The sequence below is a fragment of the Emcibacter nanhaiensis genome, assembly GCF_006385175.1.
Classification (GTDB): domain Bacteria; phylum Pseudomonadota; class Alphaproteobacteria; order Sphingomonadales; family Emcibacteraceae; genus Emcibacter; species Emcibacter nanhaiensis.
In genome coordinates, this window is sequence record NZ_VFIY01000015.1 from 174,950 (window position 1) to 188,438 (window position 13,489).

The window sequence follows — 13,489 nt, forward strand, 5'->3', positions numbered from 1 at the left end:
TATTTTAACACTAAAATATATGTCATGATTGTACGGGTTGGCTGGATAATTATCAAGTGGCCTTTTATCTGTAACACACCTGCTAACTTTGGGATACCCCGGTATGACTGAACTGGATAGGGATATGAAAACCCTGCGCACCTGGCTCGCACTGCTCAGGGCGTCCAACACCATCAAGAAGGATATTGATTCGAAACTGCGCACGCAGTTTGGCATCTCCATTTCGCGTTTTGATATCCTGTCCGCCCTTCAGCGCGGCAACCGCAACGGGCTGCGCGCCGGGGAGCTGTCCCGTCAGCTGTTTGTCAGTGAAGGCAACACCACGCAGGTGATCGGCAAGCTGATCCAGGAAGGCCTGGTACTCAAGCGCAATGATGCCAATGACGCCCGGGTGGTGATCTATTCCCTGTCCGATGAAGGCGAGGCCCTGTTCCGGAAAATGGCGGCCGAGCACCGGAAATGGATCGGGGAGACGTTCAAGGAATTATCGGAAGCAGACCTCACGGCCCTGCAGGATCTGCTGAGCCAGCTGCCGCCGTTTGCATCAAACAAGGAAAAGGATGTGGCATGAGCCTGGACCCCAAAACCTATAAACCCGAACATTTCCTCTGGCAGTTTGAGGAGGGAGTCGGCCGCGTCGCCCTCAATGTGCCGTCGCAGAAAAACCCGCTGACCTTCGAGTCCTATGCGGAGCTCCGGGATTTCTTCCGCGAGCTGGTCTATATCGACGAAGTGAAGGCGATCGTGTTCGGCAGTACCGAAGGCAATTTCTGTTCCGGCGGCAATGTGCATGACATCATCGGTCCGCTGATCAAAATGGATATGATCGGCCTGTTGAAATTTACTCGCATGACCGGGGACCTGGTCAAAGCCATGCGCGGTTGCCCGCAGCCGATTATCGCTGCCGTCAACGGCATCAGTGCCGGCGCCGGAGCGATCATCGCCATGGCCTCCGACTTCCGCTATGCTACCCCGGACGCCCAGACCGCCTTCCTGTTCAACCGGGTCGGCCTCGCCGGCTGCGACATGGGCGCCTGCGCCATCCTGCCGCGCCTTATCGGTCAGGGCCGGGCCAGCGAACTGCTGTTCACCGGCCGGGCGCTTGGCGCCGAGGAAGGCGAACGCTGGGGCTACTTCAACAAAGTGGTGGCCGAGGAAGAGCTCGAGGCGGAAGCCATGAAAATGGCGAAGCGGCTGGCCAGCGGGCCCACCTTCGCCAACGGCATCACCAAGAACCAGCTCAACATGGAATGGGACATGAGCCTGGATACGGCCATCGAAGCGGAAGCCCAGGCCCAGGCTATCTGTATGCAGACCGAGGATTTCGCCCGCGCCTATCATGCCTTTATCGCCAAGGAAAAGCCGGTGTTCGAAGGGAACTGACGATGTCTGACACAAGCTATCTCGACTGGCCCTTTTTTGAAGACCATCACCGCGCCCTGGCGCGGGATCTGGATGCCTGGTGCCATGCCAACCTGCCGGCCATTGTCGATGCGGAAGGGGCCCATGACAATGTGGACGACACCTGTCGTACTTTGGTTAAAGTGATGGGCGATGCCGGCTGGCTGCGCTATGCGGTGCCCAAAGCCTACGGCGGGGTGCATGAAAATCTTGACGTGCGCTCGCTGGCGTTGATCCGGGAAACCCTTGGCCGCCATTCGGGGCTGGCCGATTTTGCCTTTGCCATGCAGGGGCTGGGCTCCGGCGCCATCAGCACCTTCGGCTCCCATGAGCTGAAGCAGGCCTACCTGCCCGATGTAGCGTCCGGAAAAAAAATCGCCGCTTTCGCCCTGTCGGAAACCGATGCGGGTTCTGATGTGGCGGCGATGCAGACCTGGCTGGAACGCGCCGGCGACGGTTTTGTCGCCAACGGCAGCAAGACCTGGATTTCCAACGGCGGCATTGCCGATTTCTATACCCTGTTCGCCCGCAACGGCAAGGACGGCAAGAAGCTCAGCGCCGTGGTCGTGGATAAGGACTGTGACGGTTTCAGCATTGCCGACCGCATCGATGTCATTGCCCCCCATCCGCTCGGCACCCTCAGCTTTGATGAGTGCAAGATCGCGGCCGATCGGCAGATCGGCAACGATGACGAAGGCATGAAAATCGCCCTTGGCACCCTGGATATTTTCCGTACCACGGTCGGCGCCGCGGCGCTGGGGTTTGCCCGCCGGGCGCTGGATGAGGCGACGGAAAGGGCGGTGAACCGCCAGATGTTCGGCGCCACCCTGTCCGACCTGCCGATCGCCCAGGAGCGGCTGGCGGAAATGGCGCTCGACGTGGATGCCTCGGCGCTGCTGGTCTACCGTTCCGCCTGGGTCAAGGATGTGAAGAAAACCCGCGTCACCCGTGAAGCGGCCATGGCTAAACTCTATGCCACCGATCAGGCCCAGCTTGTCATCGATAAGGCGGTGCAGCTGTTCGGCGGCCTTGGCGTGACAAAGGGCGTTAAGGTGGAAGAGCTTTATCGCGAAATCCGGGCGCTGCGTATTTATGAAGGCGCCTCTGAGGTGCAGAAAATTGTCATTGCCCGGCAGCATCTGCAGGACAACATGAAGTAGGAAATGTTATTATGAGAGAAATTTTACTGCCGGAAGGCTGGCCCCGTCCCAAGGGCTACTCAAACGGCATTATGGCGACAGGGCGCATGGTGTTTACCGCCGGTCTTGTCGGCTGGAACGAAGAGGAAAAATTCGAGCATGAGGACCTGGTTGGGCAGTTCCGCCAGATTCTGGAAAGCACCAAGGCGGTGCTGGCGGAAGCCGGCGCCGAGCCCGAGCATATCGTGCGCATGACCTGGTATATCACCGACAAGGCCGAGTATCTGGCCAATCTGTCTGAAATCGGGGCAGCCTGGCGCGATGTGATGGGCCGGGTATTTCCCTGCATGGCCTGTGTACAGGTTGCGGCCCTGATCGAGGACGCCGCCAAGATCGAAATTGAAACAACAGCAGTTATTCCTGACTAGAGCGAGAAATAGAAATGTCATCACTACCTTCATTTAACTGGGAAGACCCCCTTGGACTCGAAGATGCACTCACCGAAGAAGAGCGCATGATCATGGACAGCGCCCGGTCCTATTGCCAGGACAAGCTGATGCCGCGGGTGTTGGAAGCCAACCGGCACGAGATTTTCCATCGGGAAATCATGAATGAGCTTGGCGAGCTTGGCCTCCTGGGCTGTACCATTGACGGCTATGGCTGCGCCGGCACCAACTATGTGACTTACGGCCTGGTTGCCCGCGAAGTGGAGCGGGTGGACAGCGGCTACCGGTCCGCCATGTCCGTGCAAAGCTCCCTCGTCATGCATCCGATCAATGAATTCGGCTCCGAGGAACAGAAACAGAAATTCCTGCCCAAACTGGCGACCGGTGAATATGTCGGCTGTTTCGGCCTGACCGAGCCCAACGCCGGCTCCGACCCGGCCGGTATGAAAACCCGCGCCCGCAAGGTGGACGGCGGTTACAGCCTCAGCGGTGCCAAAATGTGGATCACCAACAGCCCGATCGCCGATGTGTTCGTGGTCTGGGCCAAGGATGATGAAGGCGATATTCGCGGCTTCATCCTGGAAAAGGGCATGGAAGGCCTCAGCGCGCCGAAAATCGAGGGTAAATTCTCGCTGCGCGCTTCCATCACCGGCGAGATTGTGATGGACGAGGTATTCGTGCCGGAAGAGAATAAGTTCCCGGAAGTCAGAGGCCTGAAAGGGCCGTTCAGTTGCCTCAACAAGGCGCGCTTCGGCATTGCCTGGGGCGCCATGGGCGCGGCTGAATTCTGCTGGCATGCCGCGCGCCAGTATACCCTGGACCGGATCCAGTTCGAGCGCCCACTGGCCGCCACCCAGCTGGTGCAGAAGAAACTGGCCGACATGCAGACTGAAATCGCCCTCGGTCTTCATGCGGCATTGCAGGCGGGGCGCCTGATGGATGCAGGCAAGCTGGGTGTTCCGGCGATTTCCCTGATCAAGCGCAACAACTGCGGCAAGGCACTGGAGATCGCCCGCACCGCCCGTGACATGCACGGCGGTAACGGAATCGCCGACGAATTCCATGTGATTCGTCATGTGATGAACCTGGAAGCGGTCAACACTTATGAAGGCACCCATGACGTGCATGCCCTGATCCTGGGCCGGGCCATCACGGGCCTGCAGGCTTTTTCATAAGAGTGGATATATTAATCTAAAAATCATTTGATTTTTCAACTAATATATCCTAGGCTTTGACAATGGCAGTCGTCCTCCGCCCTTCCTGATTTTTTGGGGGGACGGCTCCCCACAATCAAAAGACGGGTGGATTATGGCTGAAAGATCATTTGCAAAAGAAGTTCAGGACCTCAAGGTCGCTGCCGGGGAGGAATTCCGCGGTGAAGGCATCCTGGCGGTGACCAAGGCGCTGCTGCAGTCGGGGGTCTCCTATGTGGGCGGCTACCAGGGCGCGCCCATCTCCCATCTGATGGACGTGCTGGCGGATGCCGAGGAAATCCTCGAAGAACTGGATATTCATTTTGAAGCCAGCGCCTCCGAAGCCTCGGCGGCCGCCATGCTGGCGGCGTCGGTCAACTATCCGCTGCGCGGGGCCGTGACCTGGAAATCCACCGTCGGCACCAATGTGGCCTCCGACGCCCTGGCCAGTGTCTCGTCCAGTGGCGTCATGGGCGGCACCCTGATCATCATCGGCGAGGACTATGGCGAAGGCTCCTCCATCATGCAGGAACGTTCCCACGCCTTTGCCATGAAGTCGCAGCTCTGGCTGCTGGACCCCCGTCCCAACCTGCAGTCCATTGTCGACATGGTGGAGAAGGGCTTCGAGCTGTCCGAAGCCTCCAACACGCCGGTGATGCTGGAGCTGCGCATCCGCGCCTGTCATGTGCACGGCAGCTTTATCGCCAAGGAAAACCGGCGTCCGGATTTCACCCTGCGCGAAGCCATGGAAAATCCGACCCGGGATTATGGCCGTGTGGTGCTGCCGCCCAGCAACTTTGTGCACGAGCATGAAAAGGTAAATCATCGCTGGCCGTCGGCGGTCAAGTTCATCAAGGACAACAAGCTCAACGAATTTCTCGGCGGCCACAGTGGCGACTGCGGCATTATCGTCCAGGGCGGCATGTATAACACCCTGATGCGGGCGCTGGCGCTCTTGGGTCTCGCCGACCATTACGGCAATACCGATATCCCCATTTACTGCCTCAACGTCACCTATCCGCTGATCGATGACGAGGTGGCCGGTTTCTGTGTCGACAAGAAAGCGGTCCTGGTGGTGGAAGAGGGCCAGCCCGAATATCTGGAGCAGAATATCAACACCATCCTGCGCCGCAAGGACCTGCAGACCAAGGTGCACGGTAAGGACGTGCTGCCGCTGGCCGGAGAATATACCGGCCAGGTGATCCTGGACGGCGTGCGTAAATTCTATGACAAGAACAGCCCGGACGTGGTCTCCAAAAGCCCGGCCCTGCCGGTGGCGCTGAGCCAGGAAGACCATGCCTCGCTGGCGGAAACAGTGCCGGCGCGGCCGGTCGGTTTCTGCACCGGCTGTCCGGAACGTCCGGTGTTTACGGCCATGAAACTGCTGCAGCGGGAACTGGGCAACATCCATGTCAGCTGCGATATCGGCTGTCACCTGTTTTCGATCCTGCCGCCGTTCAACATCGGTAACACCACCATGGGCTATGGTCTTGGCTGGTCCGGGGCCTCGGCCTTCAACACCGCATCCGACAAGCGCACCATCTCGATCATGGGCGATGGCGGTTTCTGGCACAACGGCCTGACCAGCGGCGTCGGTAATGCGGTGTTCAACAAGAATGACAACCTGCTGGTGATTGTCGACAACGGCTATAGCGCGGCGACCGGTGGCCAGGATATCCTGTCGTCGCGGGCGCTCAACAAGTCGAAAAGCACCAACAATCCCATCAGCAAGGCCATCGCCGGGCTCGGTATCAAGTGGCAGCGCACGGTGGAAACCTATCGCATCAGTGAAATGGTCAAGGTGCTCCGCGAAGCCATGACTACCCCGGAAAAGGGCCCGAAGGTTATTATTGCCGAGAGCGAATGTATGCTGAACCGGCAGCGCCGGGAGAAACCCCAGCGCAACAAAGCCATCAGGGACGGCAAACGGATTGTGCGGGCACGTTTTGGTGTAGACCCCGACACCTGTACCGGCGACCATGCCTGTATCCGCCTGTCCGGTTGTCCGTCCCTGACCATCCGCGACAATCCGGATCCGCTGCGCGAGGACCCGGTCGCTTGGGTCAACAATGACTGCGTCGGTTGCGGCGTGTGCGGTGAAGTGACCCATGCGGCGGTGCTGTGTCCGTCCTTCTTCCGGGCCGAACTGCTCTATAATCCCAACGGCTGGGACCGCTTCACCTCCGGGATCAGGAACAGCGTGATCGGCTTCCTGCAGCGCCGGATCGACAAGAAACGCGCCAAATACAGCTTCGGGGAGGGATAAGACATGACCCAGCTTTCACAAGACCGGCCCATCAACATCGCCATCATCGCCATGGGCGGCCAGGGCGGTGGCGTGCTGTCCAAATGGATCCTCGACCTGGCGGAAAGCCAGGGCTATATGGCGCAATATACCTCCGTGCCCGGCGTCGCCCAGCGCACCGGCGCCACCATCTATTATATCGAGCTGTTCCCGGCCCATCTGGCGGAACAGGCCGGCAAGAAACCGGTGCTGGCCCTGACCCCGATCCCGGGCGATGTGGATATCGTCATCGCCTCCGAGATGATGGAAGCGGGCCGTTCGCTGGTACGCGGCTTTGTCACCGACAAGACCACCCTGCTGGCGTCCGATCACCGCGACTATGCCATTGTCGAAAAACAGGAAATGGGCGACGGTCGCCGCGAGCTCGACAATGTGCGCCGCCTGTCCGAACAGAGCGCCGGCAAGTTTATCTGTTTCAATATGGATGATGCCGCCCGCTCCGTCGGTGCGGTAATCAGCTCGGTGCTGTTCGGCGCGCTGGCCGGTTCCAATGCCCTGCCGTTTGAACGCAGCGCGTTCGAGCAGACCATCGAAGACACCAAGAAAGCGGTCGAGTCCAACCTGCGCGGCTTTGCCCTCGGCTTCGAGCGGGCCCAAGGCCAGTTGCCGGAAGCGGAAAAGGCGGAAATCGCCAATCCGTCCGGCCAGCCGTCGCCGGCGGTGGCGCCGCTGTTGCAACGTATGAAACAGGATTTCCCCGGCCATGCCCAGTTCCTGATCACCGAAGGGCTGAAGAAGCTGGTCGATTATCAGGATCCGGCCTATGCCGACCTCTATCTCGATCGCCTGCAGAAAATTGCCGATCTGGACCGGGAGCTGGGTGGCGAGAAACGGAGCTGGGGCCTGACCAAGGCGATGGCCCGCTACCTGGCGCTGGCCATGGCCTATGACGATACCATCCGGGTTGCCGACCTCAAGGTCCGCGCCTCCCGCTTCGACCGGTTCCGCGATGACGTCAAGGCGGATGAGGGACAGATCGTCCATGTGTCCGAATATCTGCATCCGCGGCTCGAGGAAATGTGTGACATCCTGCCGGCCGGGCTCGGCGGCTACCTGTTGGGCAGCAAAGCCTGGCGCGCCGTGTTTGACAGGTTCCTCGGCAAGGGTCGGCGCATCACCACCACCCGTCTGCCGGGTTTCCTGCTGTTCTATATGCTGCGCAGCTTCAAGGGCATGCGCCGCGGCAGTCTGCGGTTCAAAAAGGAAACCACCCGCATCGAGGAGTGGTTGGAACAGGTCAAGGACGCCGCCCGGATCGACTATGAGCTGGGTTGCGAAGTGGCCGGCCTGCAACGGCTGATCAAGGGTTATAGCGGCACCCACGAGCGGGGCCTTGGCAATGTGGCGAAGATCATGGCGGCCTATGCGGACTTCAAAAATGACGCCGACGCCACGGAAAAACTGAAAAAGCTGAAAGCGGCCGCGCTCAAGGATGAGGAGGGAGTGGCCCTGGCGGCGGCCCTTGACGAAGTGACGTCAACCCGGGCGGCGGCCTGAAACAGCGGGAGAGAGCATGACCATCAAGGCCCCCGGGGACAAGGATTTCAATCTCGATGACTCCCCGCTTTATAACCTGAACCGGACCTCGGCGACCTATACCGCCGAGATGGCCAAGGCGCTCAAAGCGGTAGGCATGGACCAGACCCAGTGGCGGGTGCTCGGTCTGCTCGGCGATCAGAACCCGAGCATGGTCAACGAACTGGCCCGCAAGGGGGTGATCAAGATGTCGACCCTGACCCGCATGCTGGAGCGGATGGAGCGGGACGGTCTGGTCACCCGCAAGGCCTGGGAACAGGACAAGCGCAATATCCAGGTCTTCATTACTGACAAGGGTCGTGAGGCGCTGGAGGTGGCGCTGTCGGTCAATGCCAGTGTCTATAAATCTGCGGTTGAAGGACTGTCGGAAGCGGATCTCGACCAGTTCATGAAAGTCCTCAAGCATATGCGGGAGAATCTCAACCGCGGCCCGCATACGCCCAAGTAAAAGAGTTCTCATCATGTGGAAACCCCCTCAGAAGATCAAATGTCCGCCCCAACCCGGCGCCTGGCCCAGCAAAGAGGAAGCCGCCCACTCGCGGCTGTTTTCGCCGCTGAAGCACGGCAACCTGGAGCTCGCGCAGCGGACCTGGATTCCGGCCATGGTGCCCTGGCGCGCCACCGAGGACGGCGAAGTCACCGATGCGGTGGTGGAATGGTATGAACGCTTCGCCATGGGACGGCCCGGGGCTATCGTGGTGGAAGCTACCGGTATCCGCGACGTGCCGTCCGGCCCGCTGCTGCGGATCGGTCATGACCGCTATATCGATGGCCTCAAGCGTATCGTCGAGGCGGTGAAACGCGCCAGCGGCGGCGAGAGCAAACTCTATATCCAGATCATCGATTTCCTGTCCATCCGCCGCCGTCCCGACCGGGACAAGTTCCTCGGCCGTTTCCTCAGGATCACCGCCGCGCATCGCAAGGCGCTGGGCGCCGAAGACTGGCCCGAGGAGGTGGTGCGCGAGGCGTTGAGGGTGCTGGATGATGAGGCGCTTCATAAGATCCTCAGTCCGCGGGAGCAAGAGGACTTGGAACGCGGTCACCGGGAGCGGGTCACCGATACCGAACCTCCCCATATCCGCGACCTGCCCGAGGTGCTGCCCGGCCTGTTTGCCGACGCCGCGCGCCGGGCGAAAGAAGCGGGCTTCGACGGGGTGGAGCTGCATTACGCCCATGCCTATACCATGGCGTCGTTCCTGTCCCGGCTCAACACCCGCGACGACGGTTACGGCGGCACGCCCGAGGCCCGGGTGCGTCTGCCGCTGGAAGTTTACGCCGCCTGCCGCGAGGCGGTGGGTGACGACTATGTGCTCGGCTGCCGCATGCTGTCGGAAGACTGTATCGACGGCGGCAGCACTCTGGAGGACACGGCTTTCTATGCGCAGAAATTTGCCGAAGCCGGGATGGATTTCCTGTCTTTTTCCCGCGGCGGCAAGTTCGAAGACGCACTGCCGCCGAAGGTGGGCGAAGCGATCTATCCCTATACCGGGCCCAGCGGCTATGAATGTATGCCGCAGTTTATCTCCGACGAGCAGGGCCCGTATGGCCGCAATGTGGAGCCGGTGGCCCATATCCGCAAGGTGCTGAAGGATGCCGGACTGGACACCCCGATGGTGGTGGCGGGCGGCATTCACGGTTTCCATCAGGCGGAGGATATCCTCCAGGCCGACAAGGCCGATGTGGTCGGGCTCGCCCGCCAGGCCATGGCCGACCCGGACTGGTTTTTGAAAGTTAAAACCGGCGCGGGTGCGGCGGTCAATGTCTGCAAATATACCAATTACTGCGAGGGCCTCGACCAGAAGCACAAGGTGGTGACCTGCCAGCTCTGGGACCGGGAGGCGCTTGATGAGCCGGGGGTCCACTTGACCCAAGACGGCAAGCGGCGGCTGACCGCCCCGCTGTGGAAGCGTTAGGAGAGGTCATTAAAAAAGGCGGCTCAGTGGCCGCCTTCTTCATTTAGTCTGTTGTGTTCGGCTTAGCGCTTGCACCGGGCCAGGCCAAAGCCGACCAGCCCCAGGCCGAGCAGGGCCAGCGGCGCCGGTTCCGGCACCTCGGCGGCATTCCCGATGGTGACGCTGTAGAGGCCAAAACTTCCATCAATGGTCGGTTCACCACTTTCCTGGGTGAAGTGAACAGAAGAAATCAGGTCCAGCGAGGTCAGACCGAAGAAGCGGGCGCCACTGCCCAGGTCAAAGGTTTCGGTGCTGCCGTCGCCGTAAGTAACAAAGGCGTCATAGGGCAGGCTGCCGCCATTCCACCGGATATCAAAGCCAACCCCGAACACGCCGTTGGCGGCGGTGATGTTGGTATCATCGAGCAGGATCATGCCGGAACCGTTACAGCCCCAGCACATGTAACCAGAACCCACAATGTTCCAGTCCGGTGCGCTCCATCCTGTGCTCTCGTAGCCGATGGAGCCGCTGGACAGGGCTTTCATGTTGGCGGCGCTATTGACGAAATCATATTCCGCGTTGTCGTCGTTGAAGTCATCCATCACGATGTCGGTCAGGGTTGCTTCAAAGCTGGCCTGGTCGGTGTAGATCGCCGCCGCAAAAGCGGAGGAGGCGGCAAAGGCGAGGCCTGCGGACAGGATCAGGCTGGAAATCATTTTTTTCATACTATATTCTCCAAACTGGGCGTCCCGGGTGGTCAGGGACAGCAAATATTAAAATATTAGACTAAAAGATAGCAAGGACCGTGCCAGACAGCTGAAGGGCGCAGAAAACAACATTTATACGTAAAATCTTATATGGTGGAGTGTAAAGCATGCCGACACAGAGTCCTGAAATGGCACAGAATCGCCGGTTGATCGACCTTGCCTCCGTCGGCCCGGCGACGGTCAGGGATTTGCAGCTGCTCGGCGTCACCACGGTGGCGCAGTTGGCGGCCTGTAACGGGCAGGAACTCTATGACCGATTATGCCTGGAGACCGGCGAGCCCCATGATATCTGCTGCCTCGATGTGTTTCAGTGCGCCATTGCCCAGGCCCGCGACCCGAACCTGCCGAAAGAACAGAAAAACTGGTGGACCTGGAGCAAACGGCGCAAAGCCGGAAAGTAACGTGTAACCCATGGATGCCCTTCTTACCTCCACCCTGACCGTTGCGCTGGCCGAGATCGGTGACAAGACCCAGCTTTTGTCCCTGTTCCTCGCCACCCGCTACCGCAACAAGCCGGCCATTATCATGGGCATCCTGGCGGCGACGCTCGTCAATCACGGCATTTCCGCGTGGGCGGGCAACTGGGCGGTGCAGTATGTCCCTGAGGATATGAGCCGCTGGATTGTTGGCGGCAGTTTCATCCTGCTGGCCCTGTGGTTGCTGATCCCGGACAAGGACGGTGACGGCGACGGTAAATTCGACAAATATGGCGCCTTCATTGCCTCCAGCGTGCTGTTCTTCCTCGCTGAGATCGGCGACAAGACCCAGATCGCGACGGTGGTGCTGGGGGCGCAATATGACTCGGTCCTGATCGTGACAATCGGCACCACGCTCGGCATGCTGATCGCCAATGTGCCGGTGGTTTATGCCGGCGAAGCGCTGATGCGCCGCCTGCCGATGAAAGCCGCCCATATTGCGGCGGCGCTCCTGTTTGCCGCAGTGGGCGTGGTAACGATTGTGTCCTAAGAAAAGCCCGGAACTTCCGGGCTTTTCTTATCTTAAATATAACTGATGATCGAGCTGTGCGAGGCGTCGCAGTTGATCAGGTCGACCCGTTTGCGCTTGATCTTGTAGCTGTCGCCATCCTTCACCAAAGTATGGGTGCAGGTGCCGGCAAACACGGTCTGGGTGCGGTAGAAGACCACGGCCTGGAAGTTTGACTTCACCGTGCAGTTGCCGCTCGCTTCGTCATGCTCCAGCACCCGGATGTTGCCGAGGATGTGGGAGCTTCTGACCGGATACTGCTTGGACGGCGCCTGGGCATGGTCCAGGTTATGATAGCGGATGGTCATCATCGCCCGGTCGTCATAGAAGATCGAGATATGGTTGAGCGGGTCCTCCTGGTCCGGGGTCACCGGCATCCAGTAGTCGCCGTCTTCGGTGAACAGCTCGATCCAGGCCTTGAGGTCGACGCTGTCCAGCAGGTCGGCCTCGTGATAGAGGAAGGCTTCGAGTTCCTGCATGTCGGGTTTGCTACTCATGTTACGCGGCCTCCTTCCTGGCTTCATGGGTCATATAGTCGAGCCAGGCGTGATACTGGTTGCGCAGCGCGATATCGCTGGTGCCGATGGCCCGGGTCATATGGCCGTCGGGATGTTCCTCGCGGCCGAGATAGCGCTGCATATCGACCCATTCGCTGCCGCCGGACTGCAGGCCTTCCTGCAGGCGCACGTAAGCTTCGAGGTCGTCGCTGCCGACCATGGAGGAGGGGGCATTGATCAGGCGCGAGTAGAGCAGGGTCCGCTGCAGCATTTCGTCCGGCGCGCCCTTGAGGCGGAAGGTCAGGGTCTCGATCTCGGTCTCGTTGACGGAGATGGGGCGGACGATGCGGATCGCCTGGATCGCGCCCTTGATGGTCAGCGACGGGTAGTAAATGGTGTTGTGGCGGTTGATGGACAGGATGTCGTGGGTTTTCTCCTCGCCGTAAGCCTTGTACATGGCTTCCATATAGCCGGGAATGTCGCGATATTCGCTGTGGATACTCATCTTGCCGCCGGTGAAGCCGTGGCCGTAGGGACCGACCGAGACGCCCATCTTGTCGAAGAATTCATAGGAGGAGCCGAATGGCGAAATAATATCCGCCTCGCGGGAATATTCGTCCGGGTTCGGCAGCTCCCTGATATAGGCGTTGCAGGCGTCGCCGACCGACTTGTGGGTCACCATCGGATGCATGGTGTCGTTCAGGTTATCGACAAAGAATTTCCAGTTGCAGTTATGGCGATAGCGCAGCACACCGCCGGCGATCTCCAGTTCGCCTTCCGGGGAGCGCTCGATCATATTGTCGATCGAGGTCTTGGCGTCGCCGAGGAAAGTTTCCAGGTCGACCATGTTGCTGTCGAGGGTGGCGAAGATAAAGCCGCGGTAGCTTTCGGTGCGCACCTGCCTGAGGCTCATTTTCGGGTCGTGGATATCGAACTCGGTGCCGTCATAGCCCTTCTTGTCGGGCACGCCCATCAGGGTGCCGTCGGTCTTGAAGGTCCAGCCGTGGTAACAGCAGCGGAAAATGCGGGCCTTGCCGCAGGGTTTGCCTTCCAGCTTGGCGCCGCGGTGGGTGCACTGGTTGTGCATGACATGGATCTGGCCCTTGCCGTCGCGGGCAACAATGACCGGCCGTTTGCCGATATTGACGGTCAGGAAGTCGCCGGACTCGGGGATCTGGGTCTCGTGGCCCATATAGATCCAGGCGCGGCCGAAAATCCGCTCCATTTCCAGATCAAACAGTTCCGGATCGGTATAGACGCTGCGATGGACGCGGCTGGGCTCCACGAGCTGGCGGATAGAGTCTGTGGTATACATGGTCTTTTCTCCCT

At 59.9% G+C, this 13,489-nt stretch carries 14 protein-coding genes; 11 read left to right on the forward strand and 3 right to left on the reverse strand.

The genetic code is table 11. From position 1 onward, the window contains the following. The first annotated feature begins 103 nt into the window (after window positions 1-103). The 9 genes from FIV46_RS12745 to FIV46_RS12785 all read left to right on the forward strand — a co-directional run bounded on the left by FIV46_RS12745 (window position 104) and on the right by FIV46_RS12785 (window position 9,933). Window positions 104-571, forward strand: coding sequence for a MarR family winged helix-turn-helix transcriptional regulator (locus FIV46_RS12745; RefSeq protein ID WP_139941313.1), 468 nt, complete (start codon window positions 104-106; stop codon window positions 569-571). Further along, window positions 568-1,383, forward strand: coding sequence for an enoyl-CoA hydratase family protein (locus tag FIV46_RS12750; protein WP_139941314.1), 816 nt, complete (start codon window positions 568-570; stop codon window positions 1,381-1,383). The genes FIV46_RS12745 and FIV46_RS12750 overlap by 4 nt, the downstream gene beginning before the upstream one ends. Window positions 1,384-1,385: 2 nt before the next feature. Next, window positions 1,386-2,561, forward strand: coding sequence for an acyl-CoA dehydrogenase family protein (locus FIV46_RS12755; protein WP_139941315.1), 1,176 nt, complete (start codon window positions 1,386-1,388; stop codon window positions 2,559-2,561). Window positions 2,562-2,572: 11 nt separating this feature from the next. Next, window positions 2,573-2,968, forward strand: coding sequence for a RidA family protein (locus FIV46_RS12760; protein WP_139941316.1), 396 nt, complete (start codon window positions 2,573-2,575; stop codon window positions 2,966-2,968). Window positions 2,969-2,982: 14 nt separating this feature from the next. After that, on the forward strand, window positions 2,983-4,161 hold the full coding sequence (locus FIV46_RS12765) for an acyl-CoA dehydrogenase (RefSeq protein ID WP_139941317.1): 1,179 nt from the start codon (window positions 2,983-2,985) through the stop codon (window positions 4,159-4,161). Window positions 4,162-4,294: 133 nt separating this feature from the next. Beyond that, complete coding sequence (locus FIV46_RS12770; protein ID WP_139941318.1) at window positions 4,295-6,445, forward strand: ferredoxin family protein; 2,151 nt, start codon at window positions 4,295-4,297, stop codon at window positions 6,443-6,445. 3 nt (window positions 6,446-6,448) lie between these two features. Then, window positions 6,449-7,981: an indolepyruvate oxidoreductase subunit beta family protein gene (locus FIV46_RS12775; protein WP_139941319.1), complete on the forward strand. Its 1,533-nt coding sequence runs from the start codon at window positions 6,449-6,451 to the stop codon at window positions 7,979-7,981. Window positions 7,982-7,997: 16 nt separating this feature from the next. Next, window positions 7,998-8,468 carry a MarR family winged helix-turn-helix transcriptional regulator gene (locus tag FIV46_RS12780; protein ID WP_139941320.1) on the forward strand — a complete coding sequence of 157 codons (471 nt, stop codon included), beginning with the start codon at window positions 7,998-8,000 and terminating at the stop codon, window positions 8,466-8,468. 13 nt (window positions 8,469-8,481) lie between these two features. After that, window positions 8,482-9,933 carry an oxidoreductase gene (locus tag FIV46_RS12785; protein ID WP_139941321.1) on the forward strand — a complete coding sequence of 484 codons (1,452 nt, stop codon included), beginning with the start codon at window positions 8,482-8,484 and terminating at the stop codon, window positions 9,931-9,933. Window positions 9,934-9,995: 62 nt separating this feature from the next. On the opposite strand, the gene FIV46_RS12790 is transcribed toward FIV46_RS12785, so the two are convergent. Then, window positions 9,996-10,637 carry a PEP-CTERM sorting domain-containing protein gene (locus tag FIV46_RS12790; protein WP_139941322.1) on the reverse strand — a complete coding sequence of 214 codons (642 nt, stop codon included), beginning with the start codon at window positions 10,635-10,637 and terminating at the stop codon, window positions 9,996-9,998. 170 nt (window positions 10,638-10,807) lie between these two features. On the opposite strand from FIV46_RS12790, the gene FIV46_RS12795 reads away from it, so the two are divergent. Both FIV46_RS12795 and FIV46_RS12800 read left to right on the forward strand, forming a co-directional pair. Next, the gene (locus FIV46_RS12795) at window positions 10,808-11,080 is read left to right on the forward strand and encodes a helix-hairpin-helix domain-containing protein (protein ID WP_139941323.1); all 273 of its coding nucleotides are present in this window, start codon (window positions 10,808-10,810) and stop codon (window positions 11,078-11,080) included. Window positions 11,081-11,090: 10 nt separating this feature from the next. Then, window positions 11,091-11,645, forward strand: a complete 555-nt coding sequence (locus FIV46_RS12800; protein ID WP_139941324.1) for a TMEM165/GDT1 family protein — start codon at window positions 11,091-11,093, stop codon at window positions 11,643-11,645. Window positions 11,646-11,677: 32 nt separating this feature from the next. Here the strand turns inward: FIV46_RS12800 and FIV46_RS12805 are convergent, their stop codons facing one another. Together FIV46_RS12805 and FIV46_RS12810 are read right to left on the reverse strand one after the other, a co-directional pair. Continuing rightward, window positions 11,678-12,160 carry an aromatic-ring-hydroxylating dioxygenase subunit beta gene (locus FIV46_RS12805; protein WP_219846114.1) on the reverse strand — a complete coding sequence of 161 codons (483 nt, stop codon included), beginning with the start codon at window positions 12,158-12,160 and terminating at the stop codon, window positions 11,678-11,680. Between the two features lies 1 nt (window position 12,161). Further along, complete coding sequence (locus FIV46_RS12810; protein ID WP_139941325.1) at window positions 12,162-13,475, reverse strand: aromatic ring-hydroxylating oxygenase subunit alpha; 1,314 nt, start codon at window positions 13,473-13,475, stop codon at window positions 12,162-12,164. Window positions 13,476-13,489 lie beyond the last annotated feature (14 nt).